Origin of the sequence: Actinoplanes couchii (genome assembly GCF_016862075.1) — a bacterium.
Taxonomy (GTDB): Bacteria; Actinomycetota; Actinomycetes; order Mycobacteriales; family Micromonosporaceae; genus Actinoplanes; species Actinoplanes couchii.
Genome location: NZ_BOMG01000076.1, coordinates 31,491 through 50,570, shown reverse-complemented (window position 1 = coordinate 50,570; position 19,080 = coordinate 31,491). Strand labels below are relative to the sequence as shown.

Here is a 19,080-nt window from a genome sequence, read left to right as displayed (position 1 = left end):
GGGGTGTCACTTACTTCAGGACCTCGTTCTTGGCCCGGTCCTGGGCCTCGGTGATGGCCGCGTCGATCGGCTTGCTGCCGGACAGGACCGCGGTGTGCAGGTCGTTGAGGATGTTCTGCAGCGGGGCGGTGTGCTTGGAGACCGGATTCTCCGGCTTGGTGTCGTGCTTGGTGAAGGTGAACTTGGACAGCTCGTCGGTGGGCACACCCTTGAGCGCGAAGATGGTGTCCGCGGCGGCGGCGGTGTCGGCCGGGGTGGATCCGATCCCGGCGAGAGCCTTGGCGGCGTCCGGGCCGGCGGCGTACGCCAGGAAGTCCTTGGCCGCCTGGATCTTCCGCTCGCTGATCTTCGGGTTGACGCCGAGACCGGTCGGGTCGCCGAAGGTGACCGGCACGGCCGAGGTGCCGGTGGTGTCCTTGGTGAGCTGCGGCATCGGCGCGATGCCCCACTCGAAGGTGTCGGCGTCGCCCTTCTCCTGCTGGCTGAGCAGGGTGGCGATGTACCAGCTACCCATGATCATCATGCCGGCCGACTGCTTGCCGAACTGGGCCTGGTAGGTGAGGCTGTTGGTGGTCACGTCACCGAGGCCGACCTGCGCGCCGGCGGTCTGCAGGTCGAGCGCGGTCTCGTAGTAGGGCTTGAGGAAGGCGAAGTTCCCGCTGTCCAGGCTGGCGCCCGCGGTCTGCGCGAGGGCCGGGCCCTGCACGGTGGACTGCCAGTTGTGCTGGTACGTGCCGAGCGCCTTGTCGCCGGCCGCCTTCAGCTTGGTGGTCAGCTCCTTGGCGGTGGCGGCGTACTCGGCCCAGGTCCACGACCCGTCCGGGTGCTTCACCCCGGCCTTGTCGAACAGCGCCTTGTTGTAGTAGAGCACCCACGAGTCGGCGCGGTACGGGATCGCCCAGGTCTTGCCGTCGACCTGGTACCCGCTCAGCCCGCCCACCTCGGAGCCCAGCTTGGCGGCCACGTCGGACACGTCGAGCAGCTGCTTGCCGTCCTGGTACGTGTAGAAGTTCTTCAGGTTCTTCTGCACGTAGATGTCCGGGGCCTTGCCGGCGGCCAGGTCCGCGATCATCTGGGTGTCGTAGTTCTTCGCGTCGTACTCCTTGAGTTCGACGGCGATGTCCGGGTGCGCGGCCTTGAACCCGTCGGCGAGCTTCTGGAACTCCGGCGTGGTCGCCAGGCTCCACCCGGCCAGGCTCAGCGAGATCGGGCCGGACTCGTCGGCGTCGCCACCGCTGCTGCAACCGGTCAGTGCCAACATGAGCGCCGTGACAGCGGCAAGGGAGCGTTTCATTCTTACTCCTCTATTTCCAGGGGGATGAGTGTTGCGACAGCGTCCGGCCAGACCACCCGGACATGCTCTTGGTGCAGCTCGATGCGGCAGATCTGTGGCGCAGCGGGCCCGATCAGCGCGGCGACCCAGTCCCCGGTGACCGGGAATTCGGCCCAGGGCACCCGCACCCGGTCAGCCAGCGGCGACGCATCGACGAAATCGGTGCTGCCGGTCTTCCCGTCACCGAGAAGCGGCACGACCTGGCCCTCGTCCTCCGCCGCCCAGCCGCCCATCCGGAGCGCGACGGCTTCCGGCGCGGGGTCCGCGACGCGCGCCAGGCGGACCTCCCACGGGCCGCGGACCAGTGAGAACACGGTGATCCGGCCGGCTCGGCGCAGCTTTCCGGGCAGGCCTTCGCCGTGGTTGCGGCCCGGCGGATCCGGTTCCAGCCAGTGCGCCTCGGCGACAGACCCACCAACCCCATTGGCGTGTACGCCCAACGACCGCATCCCGGTCCGGTGCGAGCGCCGCCCTTGCGTGTCGACGAGCACCACCGACTGGTCGAGCGGGTCGGTCCAGCCGCTGTCGTCCAGGATCGGGGCGGTGGCCGTCGAGTAGCCGATCCGGGCGTACAGCGGCGAGTCTCCGCCGGGCACACCCTCGAACCCGTGGTCGGTGCCGTGGTTGATCACCCGGACCACGCCGTCGGCCCGTGTGCCGGAGATGATCCAGCCGGGCGCCCGGACAGCCCGCAGCACGTCGCCCTTCTCCACCGGCAGCGGCTCGGGGTCGGCCGCCCACACCGGATGGTCCGCCGGGAGGGAGATGCCGAGCAGACCCTTGCTTGCCCAGTACGGGGATCCGGGGCCGGAGTAGGACTGGGCCAGCCGTGGCCACTCGTGGTGCCAACCGAGCGTGAGCAGGTCTTCCTGCTGGAAATGCCCGACGATGCGGCCCGCGGCGTGTTTCAACTGCCCGAGCGAGTGCGACGGTACGCCGGCCAGCACGCCCGCCCAGAACGGCGCGGCGGCGGCGAACCGGTAGATCAGGCTGCGCCCCTGGATCAGGGGTGATCCGTTCGCGCCGACCAGGGCCAGGGCGTCGTCCAGGAAACGGTCGAGATCGTTTACGTCCTGCGACCCGAGTGCCGGCGCTCCGGACATCCGGGACCACAGCACCGGATACAGGTGCAACGCCCAGCCGGTGTAGTGGTCGTAGGCCCGGGACGCGCCGTCGGCCAGCCAGCCGTCGGCGCGGCGGAACGTGTCGTGGGTGGCCAGGTCGGCGGCCATCTCGGCGTCCGAGTACGGGCCGCCGACCGACTTCAGGAACGTCTGCACGACCAGACGGAACCAGACCCAGTTGATCCGCGGGTACGTGTCGTCGCCGACCGCCGGGGACAGGTAGTCGACGATCCGCTCCCGCACCCCGCTGTCCAGCCGATCCCACAGCCACGGGCGGGTCATGTCCAGGATCAGCGCGATCGAGGCGGCCTCCACTTTGGCCTGGGCATGCTCCTCCAGGCGTACCCACCGGTCGGCCGAACCCGGATCGGTGCCGGCCGCGAGCCCGGCCGCACAGCGTTCGAGCAGCTCGTCCTGCCCTTGACCGCGCTCGCCGGCCAGGCGGAAGCCGGCCGTCAGGAACGTCCGGGCGAAACCTTCCAGGCCGTCGACCGCACGCCCGTACCCGCCCTCGGCGCCGGGCAGCAGGATCTGCGCGCGGTTCGGGGACGAGTGCCGGAAGGCCGCGGCGAGCAGCCGGTCGGCGTAGCCGGTCCAGTCGGATCTGGTCACGAGGGCAGGGTTCAACGCGGGCACATCACGCTCCGAATGCGATCGGACGGGTACCGTGATCGGTTTCCGGGAAGTAAAACGCTCACAATCGACCATGTCAATGAGTTGTTCACCCACCACGCGACAAAAGTCGTCTCACCCGGCCTTGACCTGGACTTACTCTCTCCCGCCGGACGCTCCAACCAGGACTTCCGATGTCACGAACTGGTTAAAGTGATCTGATACGATCGCGATCGATCACAGGGAGAGACATGCGCGTGGGCCCCGCCGGCACCTGGGAGACCGTCGACCAGCCGACCCTCCGTGCACTGGAGGAGCGCGCCCGCGCCACCCTCGGCACCCCCTGGCCCACACCGCTCGCGCACGACTTCGCCCGGGTCTTCCGCGACGGCGACCGGGACACCTACGAGCAGGCGATCTGGGGCCGGCACGAGCGACTGGACCGGGCCGTGGCCCTGGCCGCCGCCACCGTCGATCCGGTGTGGATCGACGAGGTCGCCGACGGGGTGATCCTCTTCTGCGAGCAGAGCACCTGGTGCTGGCCCGCGCACGACGACACGTACCGGCGGCACGGCTCGGTGCTGCCGACGGTGACCGATCCCTGCCTCGACCTGGGCGCCGGTGAGGTGGCCGCCGAACTCGCCTGGACCGATCACGTGCTCGGCGCGGTCCTGGACGAGCGATACCCAGGCCTACGAGCCCGGATCCGGTACGAGGTGAAGCGCCGCGTCTTCGACCCGTTCATCACCCGGCGGGACTGGCACTGGCTGGGCCTCGACGGCAACGTGCACAACTGGAACCCGTGGATCCACGGCAACATCCTGATCGCCGCCCGGTTGCTCGCCGACGATCCCGCGCCGCTGGTGGCCCTGGTCGAGGAGGGACTCGCGCTCTACGCGGCGGCCCTTCCGGCGGACGGCGCGATCGACGAGGGTTACCACTACTGGTGGCACGGGGCGCTGCGCTACCTGGAGGCGATGGAGTCGCTCGGCAGGCCGCTGGACCCCTCGCTGATCAACTTCCCGCATCAGGTGCACCTGGGCGGGCCGTGGTACCTGAACCACGCGGACGGCCCGGCGCGACCGTCACCCGACCAGCCGTGGCACGTCCTGCACCGGCTGGCCCGGGCGGCCGGCTGCGAGGACGCCGCAGCACACGCGGCCGCCCAGCGCCGGCCCGGCTTCCCGGTGGCACACGAATCGCAGCGGCTCGGCCATCTGTTGCACGCGCTGACCGATGCCGACTGGATCGCGGCGGTGCCCGTCTCCTCCCCACTCCCCCGCGAGGTGTGGTTCCCGTCCACGCAGGTGCTGCTCGCCCGCCGTGCTCCCGGCTCCGCCGACGGGCTGACCCTCGTCGTCAAAGGCGGTCACAACGGGGAGAACCACAACCACAACGACGTCGGCAGTGTCATCGTCGCCCGGGACGGGGTGCCACTGCTCGTCGACCCGGGGCGGCCCACGTACACCGCGCAGACGTTCGGCCCGGGCCGCTACGACATCTGGACCATGCAGTCCGCCTGGCACAACACACCGACGATCCGGGGCACCCAGCAGGCGGCCGGGCGGTCGTACGCGGCCCGGGTCCTTTCCCGTGACGACGGCGCCGTCAGCATGGACATCGCCGGGGCCTATCCGCGCGACGACATCCGCTCCTGGATCCGGACGGCACGGCTGGACCGCTCCACGGGTACCGTCACCATCCGTGACAGCTGGGAACTCCTGCCGACGGCCGGCTCCGCCCGAACCGTGATCCACTTCATCGTCGCCGGGGATCCCGACCCGGATCTCCTGCCGGCCACGCTGCCGTACTCGCTGGTGGTGAAGGATCTCGACGACCCGATGCTGTCCGCGGTGTGGGGCGCGAAGCTGACCCGGATCGACATCGACGTCACGTCGCTCGGGCCGGTCGGCACTTTTGAACTGTCTGTTGAGGAGAACCGGTGAGCACATCCGACAAGCGCGGGCCGTTGCAGGTGGCCCGCCGGGCCCGTCTGCTGGAGCAGTTGCAGCGCGACGGCGTGCTGCGGGTCTCCGACCTCACCGACGCGCTCGGCGCCTCCACCGTGACGATCCGGCGGGACATCGCCCAGCTCGCGTCCGAGGGCCTGGTCCGGCGGGTGCACGGCGGGGTGGCGCTCCCGTCCTCGTCTCCTTCCGAGTCGTCGTCTCCCTCTGAGCAGGACGATCAGTTCACCGGCAGCATCGGCATGCTCGTCCCGTCCCTCGACTACTACTACCCGCACGTGGCCCGGGGCGCCGAGGAGGCCGCCCGGGAACTCGACCTGCGGATCGTGCTGCGCGGGTCGTCGTACCAGACCGAAGATGATCGTCCGCAGTTGAACCGGCTCGTCGACCAGGGGGTGGGCGCGCTGATCGTGGCGCCCCGGCTGGACACGCCGACCGCCCAGGACACCATCGAGTGGCTGGCCGGCATCGGCATCCCGGTCGTCCTGCTGGAACGCACCGCCACCGCCGGGCAGCACCACGCCCACCTCGAATCGGTGGTGTCCGATCACGCCCAGGGCGCCGGGATGGCCGTCCGGCACATGGCCGGTCTCGGGCACCGCAGGGTCGGCGTTGTCCTGGCGGCACTCAGCCCGACCAGCCCGCACATCCACCGGGGCTGGCGGGAGACCGCCCTGGAACTGGGCCTGGACGTGACCGGCACGGTGGACGTGCGGGTGCCCGACGCCCGCTCCCCCGAGTCGGAGGCGGCGCTGGACGCCGCCCTGGACCGTGCCCTGGCCACCGGAACGACGGCGCTGCTGGTGCACGCGGACGCCGAGGCGATAGCGCTGGTCCAGCGCTGCGAGGAACGCCGGCTGTCGATCCCCGGCGACCTGTCGGTGATCGCCTACGACGACGAGGTGGCCGGACTGTTCAGTCCGGCCCTGACCGCGGTCCGCCCACCCCGGCGCTCCATCGGCCGGGCCGCGGTCCGTCTGGCCGCCGACCGCCTGGCCGACCCGGGCCGCCCCACCCACCGCATGGTGATCAGCCCGTCCCTGCGCATCCGGGCCTCGGTCGCCGCACCCCGCTAGGGTGCGCTTCTCGGTCGCCGCACCCCGCTAGGGTGTTCCGATGATCAACGCCCCTGTCGCGCCCCCGGCCCGCCGCCGCCGGCTCCTGGTCGGTGTCTCCGCGGCTCTCCTGCTCGCCGCCGGAGGTGTCGTCGGCGCCACCACCTACTTCGACAGCGTGCCCCTGGCCGAGGACACCGTGGCATATCCGGCGGTGCCGGACCCGGTGGCGACCGTGTTCGTCGCCGCGGTCGACCCGGACTTCTACGAGAGCAGCGACTCGTTGATCACCCGCCGGTACGTGGAGATCCTCTCCGGCGAGCCGTCCGGCCTGCGGACCCGGGTGATGGCGCGCAAGGCCGAGTCCGAGTACTCGAAGGCGGAGATCCTGGCCCGCTACCTCGGCCGGGCCGACTTCGGCGACGGCACGGCAGGCCTGGAAGCCGCCGCGCAGGCAAGGTTCCAGAAGCCGGCCGGGCAGCTGACGGTCGCCGAGGCGGCGGTGCTCGCGGTCGCGCTGCACCCCGACCGCCCGTCCGAGCGCGCCGGCTGGGAGCAGGTGCTCGACACCATGGTGGAGAACGGCTGGCTGACAGCGGCCGACCGCAACGGCCTGTTCTTCCCCGGCTGACCCCGCGGTCAGGGGCGGACCCGGCAGCCCCGCTGACTCGACAGCGACGACTGCCGGACCACCAGTTCCGGGGCCACCAGCACGCCCTGGGTGGGGCGGCGATCGCCGTCGAGCAGCCGGGACACCATCATCTCCACGGCCAGCCGGCCGACGTGGTTCTTCGGTGGGCGGATCGCGGTCAGCGACGCCAGGTGGGCGACCTCGTCGTCGTACGACACGATGGCCAGGTCGTCGGGGATCCGGATGCCGCGGTCGGCGCAGTTCTGGGCCAGGGCGATCGCCTCCGGGTCGCTGTGCACGATCAGGGCGGTCGGCGCGTCCCCGGAGTCGGCGTCGATGCCCAGGTCGGCGCAGGCCCGGCGCCAGCCCCGCAGCAGGTACGCCGAGGTGGGGCTGCCGTCCGACAGCCGCAGCCCGATCCGCCGGTGGCCCTGCTCGTACAGGTGGTGCACGGCGATCTCCATGCCCAGCTCGTGGTCGCTGCGGACCCACTCGATCTGCCGCGGGGTGCTGGTCCAGCGGCGCGGCTGGCGTTCCACCAGGATCGTCGGCACCGGCAGCCGGGTGATCCAGTCGATCATCCGGTCCGCGTCGTCGCCGTCCAGGCTGGGCGCCAGCAGCAGGCCCTGCACCTGGCCGGCGTCGACCAGCCGGGCGATCTGCCGCCGGTCCTCCTCCGGGTCGTAACTGGAGCCGCGGAGCTGCACGTTCACGCCGAGGGCGGCCCCGGCGGCGCGGGCGCCGGCGACGATCGGCGGCCAGTAGAAGTCCAGCGACGGCACCACCATGCCGATGGTGAAGCCGGTGCGGCGGGCGGCCGGGGCCGGGCGGGCCGGTGCGGGCAGGGTGGCGCCGCCGTGCACCCGGTGGCAGAGGTTGCGGGCGGCCAGGGCGGCGATGTCACGGCGGATGGTCAGCTCGCTGACACCCAGGTCGCGGGCGAGGTCGCTGACCCGGACCGCGCCGCTGCGGCGCAGTTCGGAGAGCAGGCGTTCGTGCCGCTGGACCTGGAACATCGCTGTTCGATTGGTTGCGTTTCCGACCGACCGCGATCGCACCATGGCCTCACCGTTTCCGACCGTTTACGAAGACGTTAATACACATTCTTACGCATCGATCGGGGCTTGAGGATGAGACTTCTTTCCGCCGTCGCGGTGTTCCTCCTGCTGCTGGTGCTGCCCGCACCCGCACAGGCGGCGCCGCTCACCATCAGCAACGGGGTGCAGTTCACCGACACGTCCGGCGCCGGGTTGCACGCCCACGGCGGCGGCGTGCTGAAAGTCGGGTCGTACTGGTACTGGTTCGGCGAGAACCGCAACGCCGACGACACGTTCCGGGCCGTCTCCGTCTACCGCTCGGCGGACCTGCGCAACTGGGAGTTCCGCAACAACGTGCTGACCTCGTCGTCGGCGTCCGAACTGGGCAGCGCCAAGATCGAGCGGCCCAAGGTGATCTACAACGCGTCCACCGGGAAGTATGTGATGTGGATGCACAAGGAGAACGCCTCGGACTACGGCGAAGCGCGCGCGGCCGTGGCGTCGTCGGACACGGTGGACGGCAGTTACACGTACCACGGCAGCTTCCGGCCGTTCGGCACCTACATGTCCCGGGACATCACTCTCTACAACGACAACGGCACCGGGTACATGATCTCCGCCGCGGACGAGAACAAGGACCTGATGATCTACCGGTTGACCAGCGACTTCCTCAACGTGTCGACGGTCGTCGGGAACTTCTGGGACAACGCCACCCGGGAGGCGCCGGCGATGTTCCAGCGCAACGGGGTCTACTTCCTGCTCACCTCCGGCACGTCCGGATGGAACCCGAACCAGTCGAAGTACGCCACCGCCACCAGCATCAGCGGCCCCTGGTCCGGCTGGACCAACGTCGGCGACGGCACGTCGTACGGTTCCCAGCCCGCCTACGTCCTGCCGGTGCAGGGCACGTCCGGCACCAGTTACCTCTACATGGGTGACCGCTGGGCCGGCGCCTGGTCCGGGCCGGTCAACGACTCCCGGTACGTGTGGCTGCCGATCAGCTTCCCGTCGTCCACGTCGATGTCGCTGTCCTGGTACCCGACGATCACCGTCGACGCGGCGGCCGGCACCGTCACCGGCAACCCGGCCACCTATTACCGGCTGATCAACCGCAACAGCGGCAAGGTGGCCGACGTGGTCAGCAGCTCGCAGGCCAACAGCGCCGAGGTCAAGCAGTACACCTGGAACGGCGGCGGCAACCAGAAGTGGGAGTTCCGCGACGCCGGCAGCGGCTATTTCCAGATCGTCGCCCAGCACAGCGGCAAGTGCCTGGACGTGGCGTCGGCGTCCACCGCGGACAGCGCCAACGTCGTCCAGTACACCTGCGGCACCGGCACCAACCAGCAGTGGCAGTGGGTCGCGACCGGCAGCTACTACCAGCTGAAGGCCCGGCACAGCGGCAAGTGCCTGGACGTCGTCTCGGCCAACACCGCCGACGGCGCCGACATCACCCAGTACACCTGCGGCACCGGAAACGACCAGCAGTGGAGCCGCACCGCGTCGTGACATCCCGGTCCAGCGGCTCCGGCACCGGAGCCGCTGGACGACCCGTTCATCCATCCGCACATCGCGCTGGGGCCGGACGCGCACCTCGGCAAGGGCGCCACGGTCGGCTCGGTCATCCCGACCCGCGGCCCGCTGATCCCGGCGGCGGCCGTCCCCACCTCCGCCGGCGCCTACCACGGCAGGCTGACGGCCACCGCCGAGCCCCGTATCGCCGAGCTCCGTGATGTGGCGACCTCGCAAGACCTTCACCCGCGACCAGCTGCGAACCGCGATGAAGGGCATCGAGTACCGGGACACGGGCGCTTTCCTGGACGGGATCCCCCAGGCCTACAAGCCCATCGACGTGGTGATGCAGGACGCCGACTCCTTGGTCACGATCCGCCACACCTTGCGCCAGCTGGTGAACGTCAAGGGCGACTGACCCGCAGACCCGCCGCGCGCCACCGCCGGCCAGGAATGCGAACCCCTCACGTCTCGACAGCCCTTCGGATTTCCGTCTGCCCGTCCCCGTTGCTGCGACCGGGCTGCGACCGGTGGGTTGTCAGGATGGGAGGGCGTCACGGGGCCGGGTGTCCGGGACGGACGCATGCGGCCCGGCGGGCGCTGGGCGGTCCGGGCGGGCCGCCCACCTTGCGGGGTGGGGGCGGGACTTTTGACGGGCGTACGAGAAAAAGGGTTGTTGCTTTAGAGATTGTCGGGGTGGCCGAACTGATGAAGGGACGTGTGTCACAGGGCGGGAGAAACGGGCATGGCGGGGCGGTATCGAGGGCGGCATGCGGAGGGGGTGCACGCGCGGCGGCGGGGGCGGCATGTGCGGCGGGCTGATCCGCGGGAGCTGCTGGCCGCGGGGGCTCTGGGGCTGCTGGCCGCCGGTGGGGTGGTGGTCGGGTGGGCGCTGTTCCCGGGTGGGGCGGACGGGACGGAACGGGCTGATGTGCCGGCTGCGGTCGCTGTTCCGGAGACCTATGACGCGGTCGGCTATCGCAAGGCCGTCGAGCAGGAGGCCGGGCACAAGCTGACCGATCTGAACTTCGCGAAGCTCGAGGAGATCGCGGCGCTGGCCTGCGGGTGGGACGACGACCAGTTCGTGGACTGGGTGGCGGCCAACACCGACGACGACACGCTGAACAAGGTGTACATCGACATCACGCACCGTTGTCCGCAACGGGAGAAGGACATCACCGCGGCGATGCAGCGGATCGACGCGGCCCGGTCGTGTGTGCTGCCTGCCGACGCCGACCCGGATCTGCGTGCCCTCGCCGACACCAAACCCGCCCAGGCCGCTCTGACCTGCGCCTACATGCAGGCCGTCGATCATTCCTGAGCGGCCAGCACCAGCCGGCGCAGCAGGTCGGCCAGGGTGCGGCGCTCGTCCGGGTCGAGGGCGGCCAGCAGAGCGGTCTCGGCCCGGTACTCGGCGCCGATGTGCTGCTCGAACGCGCGGTGACCGGATTCGGTCAGGGTCACCCGGACCCGGCGGCGATCGGTGGGGTCGGCGCCGGTCCGTTCGATCAGGCCGGCGGTCTCGATCGGTTGCAGCCGTGCGGACAGGGCGCCCCGGGTCAGTCCCAGCCGGTCGGCGAGTTCGGACGGGCTCGCCTGGTACGGCGGGCCGCCCCGGCGCAGCATCAGCAGGACCTTGAACTGCCAGTACGCCAGATCACCGGCGGCCAGCGCGTTCCTGCGGGCCTGGGTCAGGTACCGGCCGAGCACCGACAACCGCACGATGATCGCCTCCTGGACCGGGTCCAGCCAGTCCAGCTCGCCCACCCACACATCGACGTGATCGTCCGCCTTGTCGCGCATCGCCATCCCCCAACTAGTTTTCTGGTGGATAGTTTTTCGGATAACTAGCGTCGGCGCCATGACGTACATCGATTCGGCGCTGGCCCTCTCCCATGCCGCCCGCTGGGATCTGGCTCTCCGTCTGCTGGATTCCGTTCCGCTCGACGAGGCGACCGCCCGGACCGCGGCCGAAGTGGCGGCGGAATGCGACTGGCACACCGGTTCCGACCTCGGCCCGGCCCGTCGGGAGATCGCCGAGAAGATCTGCGGGCCGACCTGGGATCTGGCGTTCCTGCAGCTCAAACACGACTACATGACGGCTTTGCGCGGTCCCGGCGGTTACCTTTTCGGCCCGGCCGGCAAGGACCCGCAGGTGCTCACCGAGATGCGCGCCCGTTGCGATCGTCTGGCGTCGACTGCCGATTCGCCGGTACGGCGGGGCTGGGCCCACATGTATCTGGGCTTGATCGCCGACAACCATTTCGCGGAACGTGACGTGGCGCCGGAGCATTACGCAATCGCGCTGGCCGCCGGCGAATCGGGCGATCCGTTGCTGGAGCGGGAGGCCCTCCGGCATCTCGGCGACCACGACCGCGACCGCGGCGACCTGGACTCGGCACAACAGCGCTGGGAGCGGGCCACCGAGGTGGGCGCCCGGGCCGGCCTGGTCTGCGGCACCCTGGCCCAGCAGATGCTGCTGGCGGTGCTGACCCGGGACCGCGGCGACCTGGCCGGCGCCGACCGTCTGGCGACCGAGATCGCCCGCTGGGCCGGGGCGCTGGGCCTGCCCCGCCTGACCGAACAGGCCCAGAACTTCCTGGCCGGCCGCAGAGTGGCCTGACCCGGACGCGGCGTCCGAATCCCGCCAGCTTCAGCACGAAACCGCTGGCCGAGGGCGGGCATCCGCCAGCCCTCGACCGGCCGGACTCAGGCGTCGTACTCCTGGAGGAACGCCAGTAGGTCGGCGCCCAGCTGGTCCTTGTGGGTGTCGGTGATGCCGTGCGGGGCGTTCGGGTAGACCAGCAGGCGGGCGTCCTTGACCAGCTCGGCCGAGGCCCTGCCGCCCACCTCGAACGGCACCACCTGGTCGTCGTCGCCGTGGATCACCAGGGTGGGCACGTCGAACCGGGCCAGGTCGTCGCGGAAGTCGGTGGCCGAGAAGGCGGCGATCGACTCGTAGGCGTTGCGGTGCCCGGCGGCCATCGACTGCAGCCAGAACGCCTGGCGGATGCCCTCGGAGATCTCGGTGCCGGGGCGGTTGTTGCCGAAGAACGGGCCGTCGGCGAGATCCCGGTACAGCTGGGAACGGTCGGCCAGCGAACCGGCCCGGATCCCGTCGAAGACCTCCAGCGGCACGCCGCCCGGGTTGTCGGGGCCCTGCAGCATCAGCGGCGGGACCGCCGACACCAGGACCGCCTGGGCCACCCGGGCGCTGCCGTGCCGGCCCAGGTAGCGGGTGATCTCGCCGCCGCCGGTGGAGAAGCCGACGAGCGTCACCTCCCGCAGGTCCAGGTGGTCGATCAGGGCGGCCAGGTCGTCGGCGTAGGTGTCCATCTCGTTGCCGTTCCACGTCTGGGTGGACCGGCCGTGGCCGCGGCGGTCGTGGGCGATCGCCCGGTAGCCGTGTGACGCCAGGAACAGCTGCTGGGCCTCCCAGCTGTCGGCGTTCAGCGGCCAGCCGTGGCTGAGGACGACGGGACGGCCGGCACCCCAGTCCTTGTAGTGGATGCGGGTGCCGTCGGCGGTGGTCACGAAGCTCATGCCGTCGATGCAACCGGTCCGGCCGGAACCGGACCAGGCAGGACTACCGGCAGAACCTCAGTAGCGGACCCGGGCGTTCTCGGCCCGGTAGTCGAACCAGTCCGGGCCGGTGCCCTCCGGGTACCAGTCCGGGTCGGCGGCAGCCCGGTCGAGCAGCCAGGAGATCTCCTCCCGGACGGTGGTGGCGTAGTCGCCGGCCGGGCGGTACCCGAGCCTCTCCCCGGCGGAGGTGTCCAGGACGATCGGCGGGATCCGGTGCCACGGGTGCCAGCCGTCCGGGTCGTCATCGTCCGCCTCGATCTCGTCCCACGTGTGACCGGCCAGCCCGGCTATCACCCGGGAGATGGTCCGGCCGTCGGGCGCGTCCGGGTCGGCGGCGTTCAGGATCCGCCGGCCCGGGTTGTCGGCGACACACGCGACCAGGGCGGCGATGTTGGCGGCGGCCGACGGGTGGTCGACGCCGCGACCGTTTCCGGCCAGCAGCACGAACGGGCGGCGGTCCAGGGCCCGTTTCAGGAACCACCACTCCCGGGGCGGTTTCGCGCCGATGCCGTGCACCTTCGACGGGCGGAGCACCGTCACCGGGGCGTCACTGTCCAGCAGCACCCGCTCGGCGGCGACCTTGTTGGATCCGTACCCCAAGGGTGAGTCGTAGGGCATGTCCCCCGGCGCCATCGTCGGCTGGTCCTCGGTGATCGGCCCGGTGAAACGTGGTGGCCGCGGCGAGTTGACGTGATTGCCGTCGGCGTCGGCGTAGACCGCCTTGCTGGAGATCATCACCGCTGATCCGGCGGCAGACATCAACGGCAACACCTGCCGCGCGTGTACGGCGGTGTAACAGGCCGCATCGACGACCAGGTCGAACTCGCCGCCGGGCAGGGTGCCGTGGTCGGCCAGGACCAGTCGCGCGCCGTCCGGAACCGGTCGCGGGGTACGGCCGGTCACCGTCACCCGCCAGCCGTCGCGCAGCAGGTGCCGGGCCACGGCGCCGCCGATCATCCCGGTGCCGCCGATCACGAGTGTGGATCTCATTCGCTACCTCCGTGCATGATCTACCGCATGATGATCCCGCACCGGTGGACCCGGCCGGAGGCGATCGACGTGTGCCTGGAAGCCCTGGCCACCGGGCGCGTGCACGGGGTCTCCCCCAACCACGACCCGGACCTGCTGGCCTGGAACTCGACGTTCGCCCAGAACGGCCTCGGCCCGCACGCCATGGTCCGGGACTGGGGCCTGTTCGAAGCGCACTTCGTCGACCGCCGCTGCGAATTCTTCATGGTGCAGGCACACCGGATGAAGAAGCCGCCGAAGTGGAAACGGCTGCTGCCACACCTCGAGCAGTACGGTCTGGCGCCCGGCGCCTTCACCGCCCCCGATCACGAATATCACCGGGTGGTCGCCTCGGACAGCGAGGTCTGCGTGGACAGCACGACCGGCCGCGTCATGAAGATAACCGTCCCGGCCACCCCGCCGCTGCCCCGGACCGGCGCCCCGCTCCCCCGGAACCTGCCCCGGGACATCCGCGCGGTCGCCACCGGCCCGCGCTCGGCGTGGGACCGCTGGCTGGACCGGCGGCCGGTCACCGACTGGCCGAGCTATCCGGGGCTGCTGTCCAACCTGCACCGGGACCATCCGGCGCAGCGCGAGACGTGGACGGCGTTCGGACTGTGGCTGCTGGACCGGGCGCGTGCGGTGTGGCCGGCCGACGAGTGGGCGTGGCGGTGGTCGCGGTTCGTCCTGGACCGGCCCGGCACCGTTCCGGCCGGCACGGTGGCGCCGGTCTGCCTGGCGGCGCTGCCCCTGACCCGGGCCGAGGCCGCGGAACTGCCCCGGGACTGGCGGGGCCGCACCCCATCGGAGATCCGCAACTCCCGGATGACCCTGGCCCTGCTGCGCAACGCGGCCCTCGACGTGCCGGCCCCACCCGTGGACCCGGAACTCGCCGCCTGGCGCCCCCTGATGCGGGGCGTCGGCTGATGGCGGTGGTCTTCTTCGATGTGGACGGAACCCTGGTTCCGCGCACGTCCAGCGGGCAGCATCTCGCGGATCGGCTCGGGCATGCCGCGGTGCTGCGGGACGCCGAAGCCGCCTACGCCGCCGGGACCATGAGCAACCGGGACGTCTCGGTCGTCGACGCGCGCGGGTGGGCGGGGTGGGCTCCGGGCGACGTGCTCGGGTTTCTGGACTCCATGCCGCTGGTGGACGGGATCGCCGACACCGTCACCTGGTGCCGGGACCATGACCTGGAGCCGGTCCTGGCGACCCTGGCCTGGGACGTCGTCGGTGGATACCTGTGTGAGCGGTTCGGGTTCGGGCAGGCTTCCGGGCCCCGGCTCGACGTCGCCGGCGGGCGTTACACGGGGGCGGTCGCCGGGCACTTCGACGAGTACGGGAAACGGGACTGGGCCCGCTCGGTGGCCGCCGGCCACGGCGTCGAGCTGCGGAACTGTGCGGCCGTCGGGGACAGCCGGTCGGATCTGCCACTCTTCGCCGAGGTGGGGCTGGCCGTCGCCTTCAACGCGTCACCGGCGGCCGCGGAGGCCGCACACGTGACCACCGAAGGCGACGACCTGCGCGCGGTACTGCCACTACTGGCGTCCTGGCTCCACTGAGTCACCAGCGGAGCCAGGCCCAACCGTACTTTCGTCACCACCAGCCGGCCGTCCCCACACTTTCGTCAGCACCAGCGAGGTGCCGACGTGCTTTCGTCAGCACCAGCCGGATGTCACTGTGCCTTCGTCACGACAACCGGCTGTCGCCGCGCTTTCATCAGCGCCAGCCGGGTGCCGACGTACTTCCGTCAGCGCCAGCCGGGTGTCAGCGAGTTTTCGTCAGCGCCGGCTGGCTGTCACCGCTGTTGGAGCCGTGGCTCCGGCAGTCTTGTCGCCGGGGTGGTGGCGTGCAACAGCGCCGACGACGCCGTCAGCACGGCGGCGACGGCGAACAGCAGGCCCGGTTCGCCGTACGACAGCAATCCGCCGAAGGCGACGCCCGCCGTGACCGGGACGACCGCCTCGGCCATCGCACCGACGCCGGTCAGCGCGCCCTGCACCGTGCCCTGCTCGTCGGGGCCGGTGGCGCTGGTGATCCACGATTGCGCCGCCGCGCCGCCGAAGACGCCGAGCGTCCCCACCGCCATCGCCGTGTAGACCATCCACGGGCTGGACGCGGCCGCCATCCCCAGGTACGACACGGCGCCGATCACTCCACCGGCGACCGTCGCCCGCTTGTCACCGAGCAGCCGCACGATCGGGCCGGTCACCCACGCCTGCAGCATCGCACCGCTCAGCGCGCCGGCCGCCATCACGACACCGACGTGTGCGGTGCTCCAGAGGAGGTGGACGGTCAGGAAGAACGCCCACATCGACTGGTGGATCATCCGCCCCACGTCGGCGCACAGCTTGGCCCAGGTGAGCCGGCCGAGCACCGGGCGGCGTAGCACCACGGTGATCGCCGTGACCGGGTTCGCCATCCGCAACGACAGCGGAGTGACCCGGTCGCCGGGGCGGGACTCCGGCAGCACCAACCAGCCGTAGGCGGCGTTGGCAAAACAGAGCACAGCCGTCACCAGGAACGGCAGCCGGACGTCGACCGCGCCGAGCAGCCCGCCGAGCACCGGCCCGGCCACAAAACCAAGACCGAAGGCAGCACCGATCCGGCCGTACGCCCGGGCCCGCCCCTCCGGCTCCACGACATCGGCAACATAGGCGTTGACCACGGTGTCCGTACCGGCACATGCCCCGGCCAGGGCGTGGAAGGCCAACAGCACCCACATGCCACCGGATGACGCATGTGCCAGCCAGTCGACCCCCAGACAGATGAGGGAGACCAGCAGCACAGGCCGCCGGCCGTACCGATCGGAGAGCCGTCCGAGCAGCGGTGACAGCGCGAACTGCAATACGCCGTAGGTAGATCCGAGGATCCCGGACCAGAGAACAGCGGTCGCCGGATCATCGGTCACCGACGTCAGCAGGGCGGGCAGGATCGGAACGATCAGACCCAGGCCGAGCATGTCGATGAAGACGGTGACGAGCAGGAAGTTGAGGGCGGGTGCCCGGTGCATCTAGGACTCCTGTGGTCGAGAAGGGCAATGCCCCCCTCGCTTCCTCAGGCCGCCGAACTGCCCTCTGGCACGGAGGATCAGATTATCGGTAGCGTCAACCCCTTTTCGTAGTAGGAATTCACAGCGGGCTGTCCGGTGTAGTTCGGCCCCGCCTTGTCGTCGGCCCCCAGGTAGCGGTAGGACAGGTCGAGATCCCGCGGCCCGACACAGCTGATCCGCCGACGACGGGCGTCGTACTTGACGCCGGCCGCTCGCAGCGCACCCCGCACATCACCGTCCACTTTCACCGATGCGAGATCCAGGTCGGCGACAAAGGTCCCGGTCGGCGTCAGCCATTTCAGGACCCGCGCGAGTACGCCCAACTTGTCCCCCACGTAATGCAGCCCATGCACACAGGTGATCAGGTCGAACGAACGCCCCGGTTCCCAGTGCTCCACCGCGACCGCAACAAACGTCACCCCCTCCACCGCGACCGGCACATCCACCAGATCCACCCCGACCAGGACAACGTCCCCCACAAACCGCCGAGCCCCACCCTCCCGCCCCGCGGGACTCGCCGGCTGGCTGGGGCTCCCGCCCGTCGCCAGGCTCTGATGCTGGACGTCACCGTCTCGTTGTGTCTCGCCCTCGCGCCGGGAATCGCTCACCCGCTGCGCCGCTTGAGCCAGCGCCCGGCCGCTGCCGCAGCAGAGATCCAGCCACGCGCCACCGCTCTCCGGAATCCGGCTCAGCGGATCGAACCCGAACTCCTTGGCATAACTGTTGACCCCGGTGAGCTGTCGCTCCCGATTCATGGCGTTGTTCGCGACAACAGACGAGGCATGCAGTCTCACATCATCAAGCAGCACCGTCCCATCCTTCCGCACCCACGCCTCTCCATCGATCTCTCATCCCCGCCCACCGCCCGCGCTACCAGGTGCCTCTTCCAGTCCCCTGCCGGCTCACCATCACGAGGCGTCCTCCTCCGAACACCACGCAAAACTCGCCTCCAGGAGGCGCTCCTTCTCCAGGCCCTACGCTGACCTGCCTCCAAGAGGCGTACCTCCATCAGGCACCGCGCTGACCTGCCTCCGAGAGGTGGTCCTCCTTCAGGCACCGTGCCGGCTTGGTGCCGTGCGACGCCCTCGTTCGGGCGTCCTACCGGGTCGTCACCCGGTTGGGCCGGGCCGGGTTGTTACGCTGCTGCGCACGCCAGCCGGGTTCGTGAAAGAGGCCTCACCCCATGTCCAAAATCAGAAACGAAACCCGGGTGGAACGGCGCAATGCCCGCTTCCAGCAGTGGGAGGCCCTGCTGACCAACCGGAACACCAGGCACCGACTGGGCGAGTTCCTGGTCCAGGGCGTGCGCCCGATCAACGAGGCCATCGCCCACCGCTGGCGGATCCGAGCCCTGCTGCACGCCGGGAACCTGAAGTCGCAGTGGGCCCGCGACCTCGTCGAAGGCCGGGTGGCCGACGAGGTGATCCGGGTCTCCCCCGAACTCCTGCGCGAGCTCTCCGACAAGGACGACGACACCGCCGAACTGACCGCCGTCGTAGCGATTCCCCCGGACGACCTGTCCCGGATCCCGCTACGCACCAACGGAGTGGTCGTGGTCCTCGACCGCCCGATCAGCCCCGGCAACGTCGGTTCGCTACTGCGCTCGGCCGACGCGCTGGGGGTGGACGGTGTGGTGCTCGCCGGCCGGGCCGCCGACCTGTACGACCCGAAGACCATCCGGGCGAGCCGCGGCTCCCTGTTCGCCGTCCCCACGGTCCGGGCCGAAACCCCGTCAGCCGTGCTGAGCTGGGTGCGCTCGGCCCGAGCGATGACCCTGGTCGGCACCAGCGAGGACGCCGTGACCGACATCTGGTCCCACGACTTCACCGGACCGACCGCGGTCGTGGTCGGTAACGAAACCAACGGCATGAGCACCTTCTGGTCCGAGGCCTGCGACGCCACCATCCGCATCCCCATGGTCGGGTCGGCGAGTTCCTTCAACGCCACGGTGGCCGCGTCGATCACCCTCTACGAGATCTCCCGCCAGCGAGCCTGATCCTCACCCCGCCCGGGGCCGGCACCTGCTTCGACCTGGGGCGGCTTTGGCCTGGACCGGCTTTCGGGCGATCCTGCTTCGACCCGGGCCGGCTTTCGGGTAGCTCTGCTCCGACCTGGGCCGACATCCGGGCAGCCCTGCTCCGACCCAGCTCCCCATCTCCGGTCGTCC

Annotated in this window: 18 protein-coding genes; 10 read left to right on the top strand and 8 right to left on the bottom strand. The window is 70.5% G+C overall.

Annotation, left to right across the window (positions count from 1 at the left end; all coding sequences use genetic code 11):
- Positions 1 to 10: 10 nt before the first annotated feature.
- Positions 11 to 1,294: an ABC transporter substrate-binding protein gene (locus Aco03nite_RS30575; RefSeq protein WP_203800943.1), complete on the bottom strand. Its 1,284-nt coding sequence runs from the start codon at positions 1,292 to 1,294 to the stop codon at positions 11 to 13.
- Positions 1,295 to 1,296: 2 nt separating this feature from the next.
- Entirely contained in the window at positions 1,297 to 3,069 is a 1,773-nt protein-coding gene (locus tag Aco03nite_RS30570) for a DUF2264 domain-containing protein (RefSeq protein WP_239145565.1), read from the bottom strand.
- 251 nt (positions 3,070 to 3,320) lie between these two features.
- Between Aco03nite_RS30570 and Aco03nite_RS30565 the strand changes: the two genes are divergently transcribed.
- Genes Aco03nite_RS30565 through Aco03nite_RS30555 form a run of 3 tightly spaced genes read left to right on the top strand, consistent with a single transcriptional unit; the run spans position 3,321 to position 6,722 of the window.
- Positions 3,321 to 5,015 carry a heparinase II/III domain-containing protein gene (locus Aco03nite_RS30565; RefSeq protein ID WP_203800941.1) on the top strand — a complete coding sequence of 565 codons (1,695 nt, stop codon included), beginning with the start codon at positions 3,321 to 3,323 and terminating at the stop codon, positions 5,013 to 5,015.
- Positions 5,012 to 6,112 (top strand): LacI family DNA-binding transcriptional regulator, encoded by a 1,101-nt coding sequence (locus tag Aco03nite_RS30560; protein WP_239145564.1) that lies wholly within the window; start codon positions 5,012 to 5,014, stop codon positions 6,110 to 6,112. Before Aco03nite_RS30565 ends, Aco03nite_RS30560 begins: the two co-directional genes overlap by 4 nt.
- Positions 6,113 to 6,152: 40 nt before the next feature.
- The gene (locus Aco03nite_RS30555) at positions 6,153 to 6,722 is read left to right on the top strand and encodes a transglycosylase domain-containing protein (protein WP_203800938.1); all 570 of its coding nucleotides are present in this window, start codon (positions 6,153 to 6,155) and stop codon (positions 6,720 to 6,722) included.
- 8 nt (positions 6,723 to 6,730) lie between these two features.
- Here Aco03nite_RS30555 and Aco03nite_RS30550 read toward each other — a convergent pair whose 3' ends face one another.
- On the bottom strand, positions 6,731 to 7,738 hold the full coding sequence (locus Aco03nite_RS30550; RefSeq protein ID WP_239145563.1) for a substrate-binding domain-containing protein: 1,008 nt from the start codon (positions 7,736 to 7,738) through the stop codon (positions 6,731 to 6,733).
- 114 nt (positions 7,739 to 7,852) lie between these two features.
- Here Aco03nite_RS30550 and Aco03nite_RS30545 point away from each other — a divergent pair, with 114 nt between their 5' ends.
- The 3 genes from Aco03nite_RS30545 (at position 7,853) to Aco03nite_RS30530 (ending at position 10,589) form a co-directional block, all read left to right on the top strand.
- Positions 7,853 to 9,265, top strand: a complete 1,413-nt coding sequence (locus tag Aco03nite_RS30545) for an RICIN domain-containing protein (protein ID WP_203800932.1) — start codon at positions 7,853 to 7,855, stop codon at positions 9,263 to 9,265.
- Positions 9,266 to 9,488: 223 nt separating this feature from the next.
- A complete protein-coding gene (locus Aco03nite_RS30535; protein ID WP_239145577.1) occupies positions 9,489 to 9,686 on the top strand; it encodes an RtcB family protein in 198 nt (65 codons plus the stop codon).
- Positions 9,687 to 10,076: 390 nt separating this feature from the next.
- The gene (locus Aco03nite_RS30530; RefSeq protein WP_203800929.1) at positions 10,077 to 10,589 is read left to right on the top strand and encodes a hypothetical protein; all 513 of its coding nucleotides are present in this window, start codon (positions 10,077 to 10,079) and stop codon (positions 10,587 to 10,589) included.
- Here Aco03nite_RS30530 and Aco03nite_RS30525 read toward each other — a convergent pair.
- The gene (locus tag Aco03nite_RS30525; protein ID WP_203800926.1) at positions 10,580 to 11,071 is read right to left on the bottom strand and encodes a MarR family winged helix-turn-helix transcriptional regulator; all 492 of its coding nucleotides are present in this window, start codon (positions 11,069 to 11,071) and stop codon (positions 10,580 to 10,582) included. The two genes, Aco03nite_RS30530 and Aco03nite_RS30525, sit on opposite strands and share 10 nt — an antisense overlap.
- Positions 11,072 to 11,129: 58 nt before the next feature.
- Here Aco03nite_RS30525 and Aco03nite_RS30520 point away from each other — a divergent pair, with 58 nt between their 5' ends.
- Entirely contained in the window at positions 11,130 to 11,891 is a 762-nt protein-coding gene (locus Aco03nite_RS30520; protein WP_239145562.1) for a hypothetical protein, read from the top strand.
- Between the two features lie 86 nt (positions 11,892 to 11,977).
- On the opposite strand, the gene Aco03nite_RS30515 is transcribed toward Aco03nite_RS30520, so the two are convergent.
- On the bottom strand, positions 11,978 to 12,811 hold the full coding sequence (locus tag Aco03nite_RS30515) for an alpha/beta fold hydrolase (RefSeq protein ID WP_203800924.1): 834 nt from the start codon (positions 12,809 to 12,811) through the stop codon (positions 11,978 to 11,980).
- 57 nt (positions 12,812 to 12,868) lie between these two features.
- Entirely contained in the window at positions 12,869 to 13,843 is a 975-nt protein-coding gene (locus Aco03nite_RS30510; RefSeq protein WP_203800922.1) for an NAD-dependent epimerase/dehydratase family protein, read from the bottom strand.
- Between the two features lie 27 nt (positions 13,844 to 13,870).
- Between Aco03nite_RS30510 and Aco03nite_RS30505 the strand changes: the two genes are divergently transcribed.
- Both Aco03nite_RS30505 and Aco03nite_RS30500 read left to right on the top strand, forming a co-directional pair.
- Positions 13,871 to 14,788 (top strand): hypothetical protein, encoded by a 918-nt coding sequence (locus Aco03nite_RS30505; RefSeq protein ID WP_203800920.1) that lies wholly within the window; start codon positions 13,871 to 13,873, stop codon positions 14,786 to 14,788.
- Positions 14,788 to 15,423, top strand: coding sequence for an HAD family hydrolase (locus Aco03nite_RS30500; protein WP_203800918.1), 636 nt, complete (start codon positions 14,788 to 14,790; stop codon positions 15,421 to 15,423). The genes Aco03nite_RS30505 and Aco03nite_RS30500 overlap by 1 nt, the downstream gene beginning before the upstream one ends.
- 236 nt (positions 15,424 to 15,659) lie before the next feature.
- Here the strand turns inward: Aco03nite_RS30500 and Aco03nite_RS30495 are convergent, their stop codons facing one another.
- Both Aco03nite_RS30495 and Aco03nite_RS30490 read right to left on the bottom strand, forming a co-directional pair.
- Positions 15,660 to 16,874 (bottom strand): MFS transporter, encoded by a 1,215-nt coding sequence (locus tag Aco03nite_RS30495; RefSeq protein WP_203800917.1) that lies wholly within the window; start codon positions 16,872 to 16,874, stop codon positions 15,660 to 15,662.
- A gap of 77 nt (positions 16,875 to 16,951) precedes the next feature.
- Positions 16,952 to 17,722: a class I SAM-dependent methyltransferase gene (locus Aco03nite_RS30490; RefSeq protein ID WP_203800916.1), complete on the bottom strand. Its 771-nt coding sequence runs from the start codon at positions 17,720 to 17,722 to the stop codon at positions 16,952 to 16,954.
- Positions 17,723 to 18,105: 383 nt separating this feature from the next.
- Here Aco03nite_RS30490 and Aco03nite_RS30485 point away from each other — a divergent pair, with 383 nt between their 5' ends.
- Positions 18,106 to 18,909 (top strand): TrmH family RNA methyltransferase, encoded by an 804-nt coding sequence (locus Aco03nite_RS30485; RefSeq protein WP_373872644.1) that lies wholly within the window; start codon positions 18,106 to 18,108, stop codon positions 18,907 to 18,909.
- The last annotated feature ends 171 nt before the right edge of the window (positions 18,910 to 19,080 follow it).